The organism is Parabacteroides sp. Y3-G-102, from assembly GCF_023656845.1.
Taxonomy (GTDB): domain Bacteria; phylum Bacteroidota; class Bacteroidia; order Bacteroidales; family Tannerellaceae; genus Parabacteroides; species Parabacteroides distasonis.
Window position 1 is genome coordinate 18,807 of record NZ_JAMOKU010000055.1, and the last position, 17,212, is coordinate 36,018.

Here is a 17,212-nt window from a genome sequence, read left to right on the forward strand (position 1 = left end):
TTAAATGATTATTCTGTCCGCAAAGGTAATGTTTTTGCTCGAAATAAATAAGAAAATAACAATGCCCACTGTAAGGAGCTTACAATCGCAGTTATAAGCATCTTACAATGGGCATTCTAACATCTTTATAATGGGCATTCGAGGAAAGCCTCCTCCGAGACTTATCAATCCCTGCTTCTTCCCCCCAAGAATATCATTATATAATATAATAATGTAGCAAGCGAACCTAACGCGGCGACCACGTACGTATAAGCAGCGGAACGTAAAGCGTCCTCTGCCTTATCATGCGTATAAGCATTTGTTATACCGGCATTGCTCAACCACGCTAAAGCACGTTGGCTGGCATTGATCTCGACCGGAAGCGTGATAAAGCTAAATAGCGTAGTCGTAGCGAACAAGATTATACCGAATAACAATAACTGAGGAAACGTATGCAATAATAACATACCACCCAACAACACCCATGTCATGATATTAGAGGCGAAACTAACAACCGGAACCAAAGCCGAACGCATTCTCAACGGAGCGTAAGCGGTAGCATGCTGCACAGCGTGACCGCACTCATGGGCGGCAACCGCAGCGGCGGCGATACTATTGCTATAATAAACCGACTCACTCAAGTTCACCGTCTGGTTAGCGGGATTGTAATGGTCCGTCAGATGTCCGGGTGTAGAAATCACCTTTACATCATAGATACCATTGTCATGCAACATCTTCTCAGCGACATCTTTTCCTGTCATGCCATTCGGCATAGGGATTTTCGAATACTTCTCAAACTTGCCCTGAAGGCGGGATGACACCAGCCAACTCAATAGCGCAAATCCAATAAATATAATCCAATACATACTCATAAATTTCTATCTTATTTAGTTTTATAAAACAACGACAAAAAGTTTGCCAAAGACAAAAATGGCAGGAGACACCCCTTGAGGAATGTGGTCTTCTGCCATTTTGTACGATTTATAACGAGTTTATTCTTCTGTATATCTGACAATCGTCTGTTCACGATCCGGTCCTACGGAAACGATCTTCACAGGCACACCCAGTTCTTCCTCCAAGAAAGAAAGGTAAGCGTTGAACTCCTCCGGGAACTCGTCCTCGCTCTGCATCTTCGTCATGTCCGTCTTCCAACCCGGTAATTCCACGTATACAGGTTCGATCGTATCATCGATCTCATACGGGAACTCATTAGTCTCGACACCATTCATCTTATAAGCCACGCAAGCCTTGATCGTATCGAAGGTATCCAACACATCACTCTTCATCATGATCAATTGGCTTACACCGTTGATCATCACGGCATATTTCAAGGCTACCAAATCAATCCAGCCACAACGACGTTTACGTCCCGTAACCGCACCGAACTCATGGCCTAATTGACCGATCTTATCTCCCACCTCATCAAACAACTCGGTCGGGAACGGACCGCTACCTACACGTGTACAATAAGCCTTGAAGATTCCATATACCTCACCGATATTCCGGGGAGAAACACCCAGTCCCGTACAACATCCGGCACAGATCGTGTTAGAGGAAGTCACGAATGGATAAGAACCGAAGTCTATATCCAGCATCGTACCTTGAGCGCCTTCCGCCAAGACCGACTTACCTTCCTTCAAATAGTTATTGATGACATGCTCGCTATCAATCAATTTGAATTGTTTGAGGTAGTTCAAGGCCTCCATCCATTGAGCCTCCATCTCGGTTATATCATATTCATAGTTCAATGAACGCAAGATCGCTTCATGTTTTGCTTTAGCGGCCGCATATTTCTCTTCGAAGTTATGCAATAAATCGCCCACACGAACACCGTTACGGCTAATCTTATCCGTATAAGTCGGGCCGATACCCTTTCCTGTCGTACCGATCTTTCCGGAACCTTTTGCGGCCTCATAAGCGGCATCCAAGATCCGGTGAGTAGGTAAAATTAGGTGAGCTTTCTTAGAGATATAAAGCTGCTTGGTGATATCGTGACCACTCGCTGCCAATGATTCCGCTTCCTGCTTGAACAATAACGGGTCCAGAACGACACCGTTACCGATTACGTTTATTTTTCCACCTTGGAAAATACCGGAAGGAATCGAACGTAACACATACTTTTCCCCGTTAAACTCCAATGTATGTCCGGCATTAGGGCCTCCTTGAAAACGAGTTACCACATCGTAATTCGGAGTCAGCACATCGACAACCTTGCCTTTGCCCTCGTCGCCCCATTGCAATCCTAACAAAACGTCTACTTTCATCTTTTCTATATTTATTATAGGCTATTAATATTCTTATTTAACTGACCTTTGCTGCTTAAACTTGCATTTACTGCACAGGCCATAAATGTACAAACAATAATACTCCGGCGTAAAACGAGAAACTTTCAAGTTTCTCATATCCGCTTTCAACGCACTGTTTCGCAGCTCCCGGATGGCCCCGCATCTCGTACAAACCAAATGCAAATGCGTATCGGCATAAATCCTCAACTCATATTGCACCGACTGGACGGTTATTTGATGACGCACCACCAAACCGGCATCAACCAGTACATCCAACGTATTATAGAGTGTAGCCTTACTGACATGGAAGTTGTCTTGCTCCAACCGATCCGAAAGCATACACACATCAAAATGACCGGGAAAAGCACATATCTCTTTGAATATAGCATATCTCTCCTCGGTTTTCCGCAGTTTCTTCTCCGTTAGATATTCGGTAAACAACGCACGTATTTCCGTATAAACTTTCGCTTCCATCTCCTAAAGACCGCACAAACGACAAAGTTAGCGCATTTATTTTAAACGCAAAGCCTTACCGATAATATTCAAACTCGAATTTTAATTCATTATAGATTTCTTGTAATTCCGGCGTGTTTCCCACAGCCTCCTGAAATTCCTTGAAACCGTCTAGGATCCTTTCCGCATTCCCCTCGGATTGACGCCCATAAAACTTCATGGCTTGAATAGACGCTTGTTTCTCTTTCAGCGTAGACTTAAAATCCTTAGTCTCCGCTAAGCTGCTTAAGGTTTCTACCAAAAAAGATCCTAAAACCACAGAAGACAAGCTACCACCTCGCTTGAAATTCTCGGTCCAAGTAAGAAAGGCGACCGTGCGAGCGAACTCATTTTTCTTATCAGCAACCAGATCTAACGTGAAGTCCTCCATATAAGGCAGATGAACGAACAAGTTCCGGCAACAATGCTCCGCGATCTCCAAATAAGGAATCTCCTTGACCCAACGTTTCGCTTCCTCCAAAGGCAACTTCTCGGCGGGTTGGAGAAAGGTCGCCAATATCTTAAACTCACGAATATCTTCTTTCCATAGAGCCGCCGCCAGTTCTCCATTCGGTTTATGCTTGCGGGCGATTTCTTTTATTTCGGGGTACGGAACCCCGAAATTTAACTTATATACGATACCTTTCTCACGCATACTCGTAGAAATCACCCCGTTCATCGCCAAACGAAGTTGCTTGCGGATCTCCCTTATCTCGTCTTGTAAACTTTCCATCTATTAATTATTATAAGTCGGCAAGAAAGAATAATCACGGCCATAACGAAGCATCTGATCTGTATAACCTTCCGTGTAGTCCAAGACAATATCAGTAACCTCACCGTTAGAGTTCTTTACCTCTTTCATCACAGGATTGACAAAACCTTTATAAGGAGCCAAGTTTAACTTAGCATAGCGCTCCAAGACCTCCGCATGCAGCTCCGGATCTACTTTCACGCCGTATCCTTCAACAAGATTCTTTCCGGCCGCATAGTCACCCTCACTCTTGATACGTTGAATCTCAGCGAGCAATGTCCCAAACAACTCACGTAACCTCGGATAGTCATTCACAACCACATAGGTCTTTCCTTCCCGTTTTTTCAGTTCGATCACATTCGCTTTCTTCCCTTTCTCGTAAGCCCACTTAGCGATCAACTGGCGGTTACGCATATGCGCCTCTTCTACATTCTTGCCTAGCTCGATGCGAACCAACTGGGTCATCAAGCCATTCATTATATATTTATAGTATTCCGATTTATAAGCCTCGCCGTCCGGAAGCAATCCCAGTTCCACCAGCTTCGGATCTGCCAAATAATACAGGCCAAACAAATCCGCACGGGTTTCCTCCAGTGTAGAGCTATAGGCTTTCAGCGCATCCGGGTCCGTATTTTCCAGCAATTTACCGGAACCATGTCCCAGACACTCATGTAAATCCGTATGTAGATTATCCGTTAAGAAACCGTACTGCCTCATACCGTTCCGCTCCACGTCACTCCATACAAACTCTTCGCTAAAGCCATTTCCCTGAGATGCCTTATCATAAGCCTCCGTGATATTCTCTATCGTAACAGACTTCGAGCCATGATCTCGACGAATCCAATCCGCATTTGGCAAATTGATACCGATCGGGGTAGCCGGATAGCAATCACCTCCCAACATAGATACCGTGATTACCTTAGCGCTGACTCCTTTCACCTTCTCCTTCTTGAAACGCTTATCTACCGGAGAATGATCCTCAAACCATTGCGCATTATCACTGATGATTTTCGTACGCTTAGTCGCCTCCTTATTCGTAAAATTTACGATAGACTCCCAGCTTGCTTTCATTCCTAACGGATCCCCATAAGTCTCGATAAAGCCATTCACGAAATCCACCTCCGAAGCTGTATCCTCTACCCAAAGGATCGAATAAGCATCGAACGTCTTCAAATCGCCCGTTTGATAATATTCGATCAATTTCCCAATGATCGCTTTCTGCGTATCATTCTCGGCGAAAGGCAAGGCTTGTCGCAATTGATCTACGATTTTTTCTATCGCGGCGGAATAAAGCCCTCCTACTTTCCAAACCTTTTCAACGACCGTACCGTTCTCTTTTACCAAACGGCTATTCAACCCGTAAGAGATCGGCGAGATCGTATCTTTTCCCATCTTCATTTGCGCATAGAAGTCCTCTACCTCTTTTTGACTGATGCCTCCCCCGTAATAATTATTAGAAGAAGCTTTGATCAGATCACCGTCACCGCTTTGTACGCTACGCTTTGGCATAACGCCCGGATCAAAGATTACCGGAGCGATCTCGATCATGAACTGATCCACGTTTTGATTCTCACGAAGAGGTAACTTCTTAGCGTCGATTTGGTGAATACAATCCATCAAGAACTCAGGAGAAAACCCCGGGGCAAACTTGTCCAACGCATAATGATGATGGATACCACTGGAGAACCACACCCGTTTCAAATAGGTTTCCAAAGCCTTGAATTGAGGGTCCTCCCGATCTCCCTTATAATTCGTATAAATAGCCTCCAGTGTCCTGCGGATCGCCAGATTATAGCGTCCATTCTGATCGAAGAATATATCACGTCCCATCAAGGCCGCTTCGGAAAGATGATATAATAGTTGCTTTTGTCGCAAGGACAGGGATTCGAAACCCGGAACTTTATAGCGAAGAATCTCCAGATCAGCGAACTGATCCACTACATAATTGAACTCCTTATCGGAATTTTGAGATGCCGTATCCGACTGTTGGCCTGTACAAGCCGTCATAACCATAGCTGTCATAAGCGATAACATTATTTCTTTCATACTTACTACGATTTGCTTTTCCTATAATATATTACATCTAAAGTACATAGTTTGAAGGCCCGCATTCCAATAAGGGCCAACCGCAAAGATAGAGAATATACAGTCAATATCAAAGGTTTGAGATTTTTTCTCTACTTTTGTAAGTTCAAAAGCAAAGACAAAAAAGAGAATGGAAATAGCGGCATTAGTTTCAGGAGGAGTAGACAGCTCTGTCGTAGTGCATCAACTCAAAGAGGCAGGATACGATCCGACCATCTTCTATATCCGTATCGGTATGGAAGACAAGGATGGCTATATCGATTGCCCGGCGGAAGAGGATATCGAGATCACCTCATATATCGCCCGCAAGTATGGATGCCGGTTCGAGATCGTCTCCTTACACGACGAGTATTGGGATCGGGTGGTAAGCTATACGATCGAATCTGTCAAACGCGGTCTTACCCCTAACCCGGATATGATGTGTAATAAATATATCAAGTTCGGTTGTTTCGAGGAAAAATGGGGCAAGGATTTCGATAAGATCGCTACCGGTCATTATGCCACGACCACGGAGATAGACGGCAAGATATGGCTTTCTACCGCCAAGGACCCGGTAAAAGATCAGACTGATTTCTTAGGGCAAATCACCCGCCTACAGATACAGAAACTCATGTTTCCGATCGGGCATTTAATGAAAAGTGAGGTACGTGCCATCGCCGAGGCCCAGAAATTGCCGAGCGCCAAGCGTAAGGATAGCCAAGGCATTTGCTTCTTAGGCAAGATTAACTACAACGACTTTATAGAGCGTTATTTAGGGAAACGCCCGGGAAAAATCGTGGAACTAGAGACGGGTAAGGTCTTGGGTAAACACAATGGATATTGGTTCCATACGATCGGCCAACGTAAGGGATTGGGATTAAGTGGCGGCCCTTGGTTCGTTATCCAAAAAGACATTAAGCGAAATATCATTTATGTCTCCAACGGCTACGACCCGGAAACGCAATATGGTAAGGTGATCAATATGCAAGGCTTCGATTTCATCACGGAAGATCCATGGGGAGAATTTGAGGGTGAGAAAGAAATCACTTTCAAGATCCGTCATACCCCGGAATTTACGCATGGCTACATCCGTCGTATCGGAGATCTATATCGTGTAGAATCCGACGAAAAGATTCAAGGTATCGCTCCTGGCCAATACAGTGTAATCTACGACAAAGACCATCACTTATGTCTGGGCAGCGGCATGATTATTGATGAGACCAAGTAACACATATTCAGATTTATTCTAAATAAAAAACGGTCGCCTCCAAAAGGAAGCGACCGTTTTTATTTTTCTATCTTATTCTATTAAATAGCATATAAAGAGCTGATAGACTCACCACTACATACACGACGGATCGCCTCTGCAAACATGTCAGCGACAGATAACACCTTTACTTTCTCGCATTTCTTAGCGTAAGGAATAGAATCCGTAAAGATCATTTCCGTTAAAGCGGACTGATCTACACGAGTAGAAGCCGGATCAGACATCACAGCGTGGCTGGCGATAGCACGAACAGACTTCGCGCCATTCTCCAACATCAAGTTCGCGGCTTTCGTAATTGTTCCGGCCGTATCCACCATGTCATCAACCAAAAGGACATCCAAGCCCGTCACATCACCGATAATACGCATCTCGGCCACCTCATTGGCACGCAAACGAGATTTGTGGCAAATGACCATCGGCAAGCCTAAATACTTAGAATAGCTGCTGGCACGTTTCGTACCACCAACATCCGGAGTCGCGATACACAAGTTATCCAAAGGTAAAGACGTCTTGATATAGTCCAAGAATACGGAAGAAGCATATAAGTGATCCACCGGAACATTGAAAAATCCTTGGATCTGATCCGCATGAAGGTCCATCGTAATCAAACGATTGATACCTGCCGTGCTCAACATATCAGCGATCAACTTAGCGCCAATAGAAACACGAGGCTTATCCTTTCTATCCTGACGAGCCCAACCGAAGTAAGGGACTACAGCGATGATTGAATGTGCGGAAGCACGTTTAGCCGCATCAATCATCAGAAGCAACTCCATCAGATTGTCTGAATTAGGGAATGTAGATTGTACTAAGAATACATCTCTACCGCGGATAGACTCTTCATAAGAAACAGAGAACTCACCATCGGCAAAGTGCTGGATATTCATCTGTCCCAGAGGACAACCTAAACTGTTGCAAATTTTCTCTGCAAGATACCGGGAGTTCGTTCCCGAAAACACCAAGAAAGGAGTTTGTGCACTCATTATTCCGAATATTTATCTTAAAGTGAATAGATTTGAATTGTGCCGCAAAAGTACAAAACTTATTTACAATAACCTCTTTATATTTGGAAAACTTTCTATATTTGCAACCGCAATGATGAAGTATTTACTCTATTTCTTCGTATTGGTAAGTGTATTTCTGACTTCGGGTTCTTCATCAACTCCCGAGAACCAACAGAAATACAAGGATATTTACACCATGTACTCTCCGAATGAAGACAAGACGGAATACAATATCCCCCAAACAGATATCGAACGATACGAAAAAAAGCTATACAACGGAAAACAAAGCTATAAGATGGAAGATGGCTATATCAAGGCTTCTTCACTATTCCGCAGCACCTCCACATCAAAAAACTCAAGGACAAACCTATCCTCATCCGCGGAAAGGATCGTACGGTTTATAAAAACTCAATATCCTAAAGAAAGACAAACATTCATTTCATTTTGTATAAATCCCCTTAAATTCTCCTATGGGTACTATATCTATACCCTAAGACGTATTCTCATTTAAACTCTCTTTCCCCCTTATTTCCATCAAAAAAGTAGAAGATAGCACTTTAATGTCTGCTTTCTCACTATTCTTATTTTCTAGATTTCTCAAAGGGAACAGAATAAACATCTATTTTGTTTTCTTATTGGGTCATATAGGATAGTTCTTATCAATTAATAATCAATCTAAAATGGAATTTTTATTAGACTTCATCTTACATATCGATCAGCATATGATCGAGATCGTACAAGAATATCATACTTGGGCCTACGCGATATTATTCCTAATCATTTTTTGTGAAACGGGATTGGTAGTCACCCCATTCTTGCCCGGGGATTCCCTCTTGTTCGTCGCCGGAGCGATAACAGCGTTACCCGGTATGCCTTTAGAGATAAATCTCTTAGCCTTGATATTATTCGCGGCGGCAGTATTGGGAGACTCCTGTAATTATATGATAGGTCATTTTTTCGGTCGTAAACTATTTAACAATCCCAACTCCAAGATATTCAAGAAAAGCCATTTGGATAAAACGCATGAGTTCTACAAAAAATATGGAGGCAAAACCATAATCATCGCCCGATTCGTACCGATTGTCCGTACTTTCGCTCCCTTTGTAGCCGGAATGGGTAAAATGCACTATTACTATTTCATGATCTACAACCTGATAGGCGGCGCTTTCTGGGTACTGCTTTTCTGCTATACGGGATACTTTTTCGGAGATCTTCCTTTCGTACAGCAGAACCTCAAGATATTGATCATAGCAATTATATTCATATCCATACTTCCTGCCGTAATAGAGGTAGTACGGGCAAAACTAAAAGCACGGAAACAGAGATAAAGTTCCGCCAAACGTATTACCATCTATAACCCACGCCCCATCTCTGATAGCGGAGTACCACGCATACGATTACAGGGGCTATTATCGGAGTTGGTGCGACCAAACGTTTCTCAGCCGTTCGTTGGGGAGTAACTCAAAGCTTGATGGCTGCATGGGTTCTTACGATCCCGGGAAGTGGGCTTTTAGCGGCTGGCATTTATTATACGGCTTCCCTTCTTTTCATTTAAATCAAAGGAAAAAGTCACCTAGCTTCATTGGGCAAGTATGTTAAGTTACTTTGGCATTTCACTTAAGTTACTTGCCCGATGAAGCTAGCTGTCCCGTATCAACCACCTAACTCCACCAATGAATTATCTATACAGCACTCCTAAACTTTTCAAGAAAGCTCTTACTTATGGAGAAAAGAGAACTTTAGCATTTTGCCGGAATAAGCCGGGAGTTTCACTTGATAAGGATAAGCGTCTGTTAGCGTACTGATAGTCGTTTCCCCGGTTAACAAGTCGGTCAATTCAGCCGGTTTGTTATCCTCAAAATCAAGAGCCTTGAATGCCTCGACCGGGATATTTACCCATACACATTGGTCGGCACGGTCGAAATTCACGACAACCAGAAGTACCTCGTTCTTCCATTTGCGCAAGAACGCATACTGACGGTTCGGATTGAAATAAGGATTACCGGAGTTCGCGTACATCAAATCATAAAACGCTCCCTCGACAATAACCGGCTCGGATCGTACCACATTCAATAACTTAGCGTACATCTCACGCAACGAGCGTTCTGCCGGCGTTAATTTAGCCCCATCAAAGAGTCCATTATTATTCCAGTTTCGCAAACTCTCGACGCTCCAATAATCGAAGATGGTCGTACGGCCATCACGTCCACTGAAACCTTCCGCGTCCATTCCTCTTTCGCCAAGTTCCTGACCACTATAGATCATAACCGGATTCGTATTCATGGCAGCGGAGACAATCATGCCCGGAATACCCGGACGAGCATCCCCCGCAAAGAAATCAGAAGCGACACGCTGTTCATCGTGATTCTCCAAGAAATTCAACATATTTTTCTGGATTCCCTCCAACGATTGCCAACAATGCGATATATTACTAGCCGGAGCCTGTCCGCACATCACCGCACGAACCGTATCATAAAGACCAACCTTGTCATACAAATAATCAAAGTGTCCCGTATAAATATAATTCCTATACTCATCCGGATTATACACCTCCGCTATAAAGATCACATCACGCACCTTCTTCACCTGAGGAATCACCCAGTTCCAAAACTCTACCGGGACCATCTCAGCCATATCACAACGAAAACCATCCACCCCCTTATCAGCCCAGAACAACAAGATCTCCAACATTTTCTCCCACGTATTGGGAATGGTATTGAAATGGCAAGCACCACCGTGCATATAATCCACGCCGTAGTTCAGCTTCACCGTCTCATACCAATCGTTCTGGCTTGGATAGGCATCGAAATGATTGTTACCGGTCACCTTCGCCGGAAACTCACTATAGGCAAAATCCTCCTCACGCTGCGGATCAAAACGAAGCGTCAAGGTCTGCCCCGGAAGATAATAAAAGTTATTATTCACATCAAAAGCCTTGGACACATTATCCGTTTGACCTAAGTCCTCCACGAAAGGTTCCCGTGCGTCCGAGAAATATTGACGTGCCACATGGTTGGGTACAAAATCGATAATAACCTTCATCCCAGCCTCATGCGTACGTTTCACCAAATCCTCGAACTCACTCATACGGTTCTGGATATTATCCGCCAAATCCGGATCTATATCATAGTAATCTTTTATAGCATATGGAGATCCGGCCTTACCTTTTACTACGGCAGAATGGTCTTTCCGGATGCCAAACATGGTGTAATCGGTTTTTGTAGCGTGCTCTATCACCCCTGTATACCATACATGAGTAACACCTAGTTCTTTGATTTTGGATAAAGCCAAAGGAGTAAAAGCCGAAAACTTACCCACTCCATTCTCGGCTAAACTACCATTCATTACAGGAGATGGTCGCAGATTCCCAAACCAACGCGGGAATACCTGATAAATTACCATCTTGTTTTTTTGTTCCATTGCGTTCATCTATATATAAAGTTTTTGTGGGAAAGCGCTTTGTCCAGACAGACGATTTGTCACGGCATCAGGCCTTTCTTTCTTGCCGCGATCGCTTTCACCAAGGTTTCATATTTATTCTCATCCAACACTTTCTCAAAGCAACGGGCAGCGGCGGAATAGCCAATATTACAAATCACGTCTACATTCTCAAGATCGAATGTCTTATATAAGCCAAACTCCTCCGCCTCTATTAAGACATCACACATCTCTCGATCCTCCAGCGTATTTGCCCGGAACATATAATGATAAGAGCGCTCGGCGATATGGAATATGGTCTGCTTATATTTTTGCGGGATCAACGGGCTTACGTTCACCCCGATAATACGCTCACATTCCTCACGGATGATGGAGACCGGAAAGTTGTGAAATAATCCTCCATCCACATAATGAACGCCATTGATGACTACAGGACTGAAAATAATCGGGATACTACAAGAAGCTGTCACCGCCTCAACAATAGGACCACTCCTAAATTCATGGCTTTCGCCATTATCCAAATCAGTCGCGACAATCACCATCGGAATCTGCAAGTCCTCGATATTCTTGGTCCGCAAGTGTCGCCTCAAGAAATAACGAAAGCGCTTACTATCGAACAAACCCGCCTTAGGAATCTGCAACTGGGCGAATTCCGAGAACTCACGTCCGGTAAAAAGCTCTTGGATCTCCGCCGCCGAATAGCCATCGGCAAACAAAGCGCCCATTAAAGCTCCCGCACTGGTACCGACTATAATATCCGGTCTTAGCGCACATTCTTCCATCATTCGAAATACGCCGATATGCGCAAAACCTTTCGCTCCGCCTCCGCTAAGCGCCAAGCCCAACCTATAGGGTTTATGGTTTGTCTCTTCTGCCATTTATTTCTTGTCTCTTAATCTGGTAACAAATATGCTGTTTTTTTTAATTAGAAACATTATTATTAGGGAAAAAGTTTCCATCCTCTTTTATTTTTGCTACATTTACACGGAAAGCAAAGGTGTTGTCACATTGTTTTCTTAAGTATAACATTAAATCTACCATGTTATGATTACGAGTATTTTCTGGATTATTCCGTTAGCGTCTGTCCTAGCGCTAGCATTTGCCTGGTTCTTCTTCAGGCAAATGATGAAAGAGAGTGAAGGAACTGAGTTGATGAAAAAGATCGCCTCCTTTGTGCGTGAAGGGGCGATGTCGTATCTGAAACAGCAATACAAAGTAGTCGCCTCGGTTTTCGTTGTCCTAGTAATCTTATTCTCTATTATGGCCTATGGCTTCCATGTGCAAAACGAATGGGTCCCGATCGCCTTCCTGACAGGAGGTTTCTTCTCAGGATTAGCGGGCTTCTTAGGCATGAAAACAGCGACTTATGCCTCGGCCCGTACAGCGAACGCGGCCCGCACTTCCTTGAACAAAGGTTTACAAGTCGCTTTCCGAAGCGGGGCGGTCATGGGCTTAGTCGTTGTAGGACTTGGATTGCTGGATATCTCATTCTGGTATATCCTGTTAAATGCTTTCATCCCAGACGAGGCTTTGGACCCGACTCATAAACTCACCATTATCACGACAACCATGCTTACATTCGGAATGGGTGCCTCCACGCAAGCCTTGTTCGCACGTGTGGGAGGAGGAATCTATACGAAAGCCGCCGATGTCGGAGCGGATTTAGTAGGTAAAGTTGAGGCTGGGATCCCGGAGGATGATCCTCGTAACCCGGCGACAATCGCCGATAACGTAGGCGACAATGTAGGTGACGTCGCCGGTATGGGAGCCGACCTATATGAATCTTATTGCGGTTCTATCCTAGCGACCGCCGCATTGGGAGCCGCCGCGTTCGTTTCTTCCGGAAGCGTAGAATTACAATATAAGGCGGTTGTCGCCCCAATGCTTATCGCCGCTGTCGGTATCATTTTATCTATTATTGGTATTTTCGCCGTCCGTACGAATGAGAACGCAACGATCAAGCAACTATTGAAAGCCTTAGCCATAGGAACGAACTTGAGTTCCGTATTGATCGCTATCTCCACGTTCGGGATTCTTTATGTATTAGGCATGGAGAATTGGTTCTGGATCGGTTGTTCCGTGATCGTAGGTCTGCTAGTCGGAATCGTGATCGGGCAAGCGACGGAGTATTATACCTCCCAATCCTATAAGCCGACCCGGCTGGTTTCCGAATCGGGGCTGACAGGCCCGGCAACGGTTATTATCTCCGGTCTCGGACTAGGGATGCTCTCTACGGCCATCCCGGTACTTGCCGTCGTGGTCGGTATTATTTGTTCCTTCTTGTTCGCCTCCGGATTCGACTTCACGAACGTGGGCATGGGATTATACGGAATCGGTATAGCGGCCGTAGGTATGCTATCGACCTTAGGTATTACGTTGGCTACAGACGCTTACGGTCCCATAGCGGATAATGCCGGAGGCAACGCCGAGATGTGTAACCTAGGGAAAGAAGTCCGCAAGCGTACAGACGCATTGGATTCATTAGGAAATACGACTGCCGCTACAGGTAAAGGTTTCGCTATCGGTTCCGCCGCGTTAACCGGCTTGGCTCTGTTGGCCTCTTATGTAGAAGAGATCAAGATCGGTTTGCTCCGTTTAGGAGAGACCGTCCTGAACTTTACCGATGGCAGGAGTATCGAAATATCTAAAGCCTCATTCTCGGACTTTATGGTATATTATGATGTTACCTTAATGAATCCTAAGGTTTTAGCCGGAATGTTCCTAGGTTCCATGATGGCATTCATGTTCTGTGGCCTTACGATGAATGCTGTAGGGCGTGCGGCCGGGCACATGGTGGAAGAAGTTCGCCGTCAGTTCAAGGAAATCAAGGGTATTCTGACTGGAGAGGCACAACCGGATTATGCCCGTTGCGTTGAGATCTCGACGAAAGGAGCGCAACACGAAATGGTACTTCCCTCCGTTTTAGCTATTATCGCCCCCATCTTAACCGGACTCATATTTGGTGTGACGGGTGTTGTCGGATTATTGATCGGTGGATTAAGCACGGGCTTCGTATTAGCCGTATTCATGGCGAACGCCGGAGGAGCATGGGATAACGCGAAGAAATTCATCGAGGAAGGAAACCACGGCGGCAAGGGTAGCGAGGCGCATAAGGCAACCGTTGTCGGCGATACGGTTGGCGATCCGTTCAAAGACACTTCCGGCCCGAGTTTGAATATCCTTATCAAGCTGATGAGCATGGTAGCGATCGTGATGGCGGGATTGACGGTGGCTTGGAGTTTGTTTTAATAGTTGACCGTTAGTAGTTGGCAATTGACAGTTAGAGAAGTAAATTGACAAATTAATAGAGAAAACTAAATAATTGTCAATTGCCAACTGTCAATTGTCAACTGTTTTGTATTTTTGCGTCGTAAAAACATAAAACAATTCAACAATGTCAATCTCACGCTTTAATGCTGTGGAGAAGGCATCCAACCGAAAGGCCGTGGAAGCCGTTACTCCCGAACACAAAGTATCTGAGTACTATGGCGAGAATGTCTTCAACCGGAAGGCGATGCAAAAATATCTCTCCAAGGAAACGTACAAAGCCTTGACCCACGCCATTGACAATGGCACACCTATCGACCGGGAAATCGCCAATCATGTGGCAGCCGGCATGCGTATGTGGGCACTGGAAAAAGGAGTCACTCATTACACCCACTGGTTTCAACCGCTTACCGATGGCACCGCCGAGAAGCACGACGCTTTTGTAGAACACGATGGCAACGGCGGCATGATCGAGGAGTTCAGCGGCAAGTTGCTCGTCCAGCAAGAACCGGACGCTTCCAGTTTCCCGAACGGTGGACTTCGCAATACCTTCGAGGCCCGCGGCTACTCCGCTTGGGACCCTTCCTCTCCCGCTTTTATCGTAGATGACACACTTTGTATCCCAACCGTATTTATCGCTTATACCGGTGAAGCGCTGGATTATAAGACCCCGCTGATCCGCTCTATCGAAGTATTGGGAGAGGCCGCCAAGGACGTATATCGGTATTTCGATGAGGATGTCAATAAGATAATTACTTACCTTGGTTGGGAACAGGAATATTTCCTTGTTGACGAGGACTTGTATTCCGCTCGTCCGGATCTCTCACTGACCGAGCGTACCTTGCTAGGACATGAGAGCGCAAAGAACCAACAATTAGACGACCATTATTTTGGCGCTATCCCCTCTCGTGTACAAGAATTCATGAAAGACTTGGAAACCGAATGCTATAAACTAGGTATCCCGGTAAAGACCCGCCATAACGAAGTAGCCCCCAACCAGTTCGAGCTAGCTCCTATTTACGAGGAATGTAACCTAGCCAACGACCATAACCAATTATTGATGTCGGTCATGAAACGTGTCTCCCGCCGTCATAATTTCCGTGTATTATTGCACGAGAAGCCATTTAACGGGGTAAACGGTTCCGGTAAACACTGTAACTGGTCTATGGGAACAGACAAGGGTGTAAACTTATTCTCTCCGGGTAAAGACCGTGAGGACAACCTACGCTTCATCACTTTCGTGGTAAACACCATCATGGCCGTTTATAAATACAACGCTTTATTAAAAGCGAGTATCGCTTCCGCCACGAACGCACACCGCCTAGGCGCGAACGAGGCACCTCCCGCTATCATCTCCACTTTCCTCGGAACGCAAATCAGTGATATCTTGGATAAGTTCGAGAATAGCTCTATCGAGGACGCTATCGAGGTAGACGATAAAAAGGGCTTGCATCTTGGCTTCGGGCAGATCCCCGAACTGCTGTTGGACAATACGGATCGTAACCGTACCTCTCCTTTCGCCTTCACCGGAAACCGTTTTGAGTTCCGTGCCCCGGGCTCTTCCGTGAACTGCGGATCGGCCATGTTAGCGTTGAACTCCGCCGTAGCCTATCAATTGCAACAATTCAAGAAGGACGTAGAGGCTTTGCAAGCGGAAGGAAAAAGCAAGGAAGTAGCGATCTTCAAGGTGCTGAAAGCCTATATCAAGGAATCTAAGCCGATCCGCTTCGATGGAAACGGTTATTCGGACGAATGGAAAGAGGAAGCTGCCAAGCGAGGTCTGGATTGCCAAAACAGTGTTCCCTTGCAATATGACGCTTATCTTAAACCGGAGTCGATCGAGATGTTCACGTCTACCGGCGTACTTACCCAGAAAGAATTGGAAGCGCGTAATGAGGTAAAATGGGAAGTCTATATCAAAAAGGTACAGATCGAGGCTCGGGTATTAGGGGATTTATCCTTGAACCATATCATCCCGGTAGCCGTTCGCTACCAGAGCGTATTGCTGGATAATATAGCGAAGTTGAAAGAGACATTCGGCGATGACCCGGAATTCCGCGATATGTCGGAAGAACCCCGTCGCTTGGTTCGTAAGATAGCCGGACATATCTGTGCCGTGACCAAGAAAGTGGATGAGATGGTAGAGGCCCGCAAGAAAGCGAACCGCTTGACCGATATGCGGGAAAAGGCGATCGCTTACCACGACTCGGTAGCCCCTTATTTGGATGAGATCCGTGACCATATCGATGATCTGGAACTGATGGTGGACAACCAGATGTGGCCGTTGCCGAAGTATAGGGAACTCCTGTTTATCCGATAAAAAACACCAGTACTGGCGTTGCCTTGCGCCAGTATCGGCATAGCCTCACACTGATATAGGCGCAGCCTTATACCGATACTGGCATAAGGCTACGCCTATACTCCCGTTTACCACTTCACATAAGAAGCATTCATCAAGAAGTCATAATCATGTTTCATCGCTTGCAGCGGTGTCATATTATAACGCTCTTGCTCAATGAAGTAATCCTCTAATCCGGCTTTCTCGGCTCACCCGATAAATCAGGGGGAAAATTCTTTAATTCTATAGAAAATTTGCACCTTTGTACCATGAACAATCAAGGACTATTAGCATTGGCACAGTTGATTCTGCCATCAGAGATACTTT

At 45.2% G+C, this 17,212-nt stretch carries 13 protein-coding genes and 1 pseudogene; 6 read left to right on the forward strand and 8 right to left on the reverse strand.

What is annotated here, in order from left to right; all coding sequences use genetic code 11:
- Positions 1-164: 164 nt before the first annotated feature.
- The 5 genes from NBH16_RS20260 to NBH16_RS20280 all read right to left on the reverse strand — a co-directional run bounded on the left by NBH16_RS20260 (position 165) and on the right by NBH16_RS20280 (position 5,553).
- Entirely contained in the window at positions 165-851 is a 687-nt protein-coding gene (locus tag NBH16_RS20260) for a zinc metallopeptidase (RefSeq protein WP_005868492.1), read from the reverse strand.
- 120 nt (positions 852-971) lie between these two features.
- Positions 972-2,243: an adenylosuccinate synthase gene (locus NBH16_RS20265; RefSeq protein WP_005858796.1), complete on the reverse strand. Its 1,272-nt coding sequence runs from the start codon at positions 2,241-2,243 to the stop codon at positions 972-974.
- A 33-nt stretch (positions 2,244-2,276) separates the two neighbouring features.
- Positions 2,277-2,738, reverse strand: coding sequence for a Fur family transcriptional regulator (locus NBH16_RS20270; protein WP_121961214.1), 462 nt, complete (start codon positions 2,736-2,738; stop codon positions 2,277-2,279).
- Positions 2,739-2,793: 55 nt separating this feature from the next.
- Positions 2,794-3,489: a DNA alkylation repair protein gene (locus NBH16_RS20275; protein WP_048928168.1), complete on the reverse strand. Its 696-nt coding sequence runs from the start codon at positions 3,487-3,489 to the stop codon at positions 2,794-2,796.
- Between the two features lie 3 nt (positions 3,490-3,492).
- On the reverse strand, positions 3,493-5,553 hold the full coding sequence (locus tag NBH16_RS20280) for a dipeptidyl-peptidase 3 family protein (protein ID WP_250789003.1): 2,061 nt from the start codon (positions 5,551-5,553) through the stop codon (positions 3,493-3,495).
- A 169-nt stretch (positions 5,554-5,722) separates the two neighbouring features.
- On the opposite strand from NBH16_RS20280, the gene mnmA reads away from it, so the two are divergent.
- Positions 5,723-6,799, forward strand: a complete 1,077-nt coding sequence (mnmA, locus tag NBH16_RS20285; protein ID WP_005868490.1) for a tRNA 2-thiouridine(34) synthase MnmA — start codon at positions 5,723-5,725, stop codon at positions 6,797-6,799.
- Positions 6,800-6,879: 80 nt separating this feature from the next.
- Here the strand turns inward: mnmA and NBH16_RS20290 are convergent, their stop codons facing one another.
- On the reverse strand, positions 6,880-7,821 hold the full coding sequence (locus NBH16_RS20290) for a ribose-phosphate pyrophosphokinase (RefSeq protein WP_008772599.1): 942 nt from the start codon (positions 7,819-7,821) through the stop codon (positions 6,880-6,882).
- Between the two features lie 115 nt (positions 7,822-7,936).
- Here NBH16_RS20290 and NBH16_RS23585 point away from each other — a divergent pair, with 115 nt between their 5' ends.
- The 3 genes and pseudogenes from NBH16_RS23585 to NBH16_RS20300 all read left to right on the forward strand — a co-directional run.
- Positions 7,937-8,353, forward strand: coding sequence for a DUF8440 family protein (locus NBH16_RS23585; protein ID WP_488350506.1), 417 nt, complete (start codon positions 7,937-7,939; stop codon positions 8,351-8,353).
- 169 nt (positions 8,354-8,522) lie between these two features.
- Complete coding sequence (locus NBH16_RS20295) at positions 8,523-9,170, forward strand: DedA family protein (protein ID WP_121961217.1); 648 nt, start codon at positions 8,523-8,525, stop codon at positions 9,168-9,170.
- Between the two features lie 53 nt (positions 9,171-9,223).
- Positions 9,224-9,397 (forward strand): annotated as a pseudogene (locus NBH16_RS20300) (inorganic phosphate transporter); the annotation flags it as partial.
- A 161-nt stretch (positions 9,398-9,558) separates the two neighbouring features.
- Here the strand turns inward: NBH16_RS20300 and NBH16_RS20305 are convergent.
- Positions 9,559-11,262, reverse strand: coding sequence for an alpha-amylase family glycosyl hydrolase (locus NBH16_RS20305; RefSeq protein ID WP_008777935.1), 1,704 nt, complete (start codon positions 11,260-11,262; stop codon positions 9,559-9,561).
- 59 nt (positions 11,263-11,321) lie between these two features.
- Positions 11,322-12,158: a patatin-like phospholipase family protein gene (locus NBH16_RS20310; RefSeq protein WP_057327920.1), complete on the reverse strand. Its 837-nt coding sequence runs from the start codon at positions 12,156-12,158 to the stop codon at positions 11,322-11,324.
- A 166-nt stretch (positions 12,159-12,324) separates the two neighbouring features.
- On the opposite strand from NBH16_RS20310, the gene NBH16_RS20315 reads away from it, so the two are divergent.
- Entirely contained in the window at positions 12,325-14,529 is a 2,205-nt protein-coding gene (locus NBH16_RS20315; protein WP_005858819.1) for a sodium-translocating pyrophosphatase, read from the forward strand.
- 145 nt (positions 14,530-14,674) lie between these two features.
- The gene (locus NBH16_RS20320; protein ID WP_005868480.1) at positions 14,675-16,867 is read left to right on the forward strand and encodes a glutamine synthetase III family protein; all 2,193 of its coding nucleotides are present in this window, start codon (positions 14,675-14,677) and stop codon (positions 16,865-16,867) included.
- The last annotated feature ends 345 nt before the right edge of the window (positions 16,868-17,212 follow it).

Coding starts and splice junctions, on each gene's coding strand:
- NBH16_RS20260 (WP_005868492.1), bottom strand. CDS start 851: ATGAGTATGTATTGGATTATATTTATTGGATTTGCGCTATTGAGTTGG.
- NBH16_RS20265 (WP_005858796.1), bottom strand. CDS start 2,243: ATGAAAGTAGACGTTTTGTTAGGATTGCAATGGGGCGACGAGGGCAAA.
- NBH16_RS20270 (WP_121961214.1), bottom strand. CDS start 2,738: ATGGAAGCGAAAGTTTATACGGAAATACGTGCGTTGTTTACCGAATAT.
- NBH16_RS20275 (WP_048928168.1), bottom strand. CDS start 3,489: ATGGAAAGTTTACAAGACGAGATAAGGGAGATCCGCAAGCAACTTCGT.
- NBH16_RS20280 (WP_250789003.1), bottom strand. CDS start 5,553: ATGAAAGAAATAATGTTATCGCTTATGACAGCTATGGTTATGACGGCT.
- mnmA (WP_005868490.1), top strand. CDS start 5,723: ATGGAAATAGCGGCATTAGTTTCAGGAGGAGTAGACAGCTCTGTCGTA.
- NBH16_RS20290 (WP_008772599.1), bottom strand. CDS start 7,821: ATGAGTGCACAAACTCCTTTCTTGGTGTTTTCGGGAACGAACTCCCGG.
- NBH16_RS23585 (WP_488350506.1), top strand. CDS start 7,937: ATGAAGTATTTACTCTATTTCTTCGTATTGGTAAGTGTATTTCTGACT.
- NBH16_RS20295 (WP_121961217.1), top strand. CDS start 8,523: ATGGAATTTTTATTAGACTTCATCTTACATATCGATCAGCATATGATC.
- NBH16_RS20305 (WP_008777935.1), bottom strand. CDS start 11,262: ATGGAACAAAAAAACAAGATGGTAATTTATCAGGTATTCCCGCGTTGG.
- NBH16_RS20310 (WP_057327920.1), bottom strand. CDS start 12,158: ATGGCAGAAGAGACAAACCATAAACCCTATAGGTTGGGCTTGGCGCTT.
- NBH16_RS20315 (WP_005858819.1), top strand. CDS start 12,325: ATGATTACGAGTATTTTCTGGATTATTCCGTTAGCGTCTGTCCTAGCG.
- NBH16_RS20320 (WP_005868480.1), top strand. CDS start 14,675: ATGTCAATCTCACGCTTTAATGCTGTGGAGAAGGCATCCAACCGAAAG.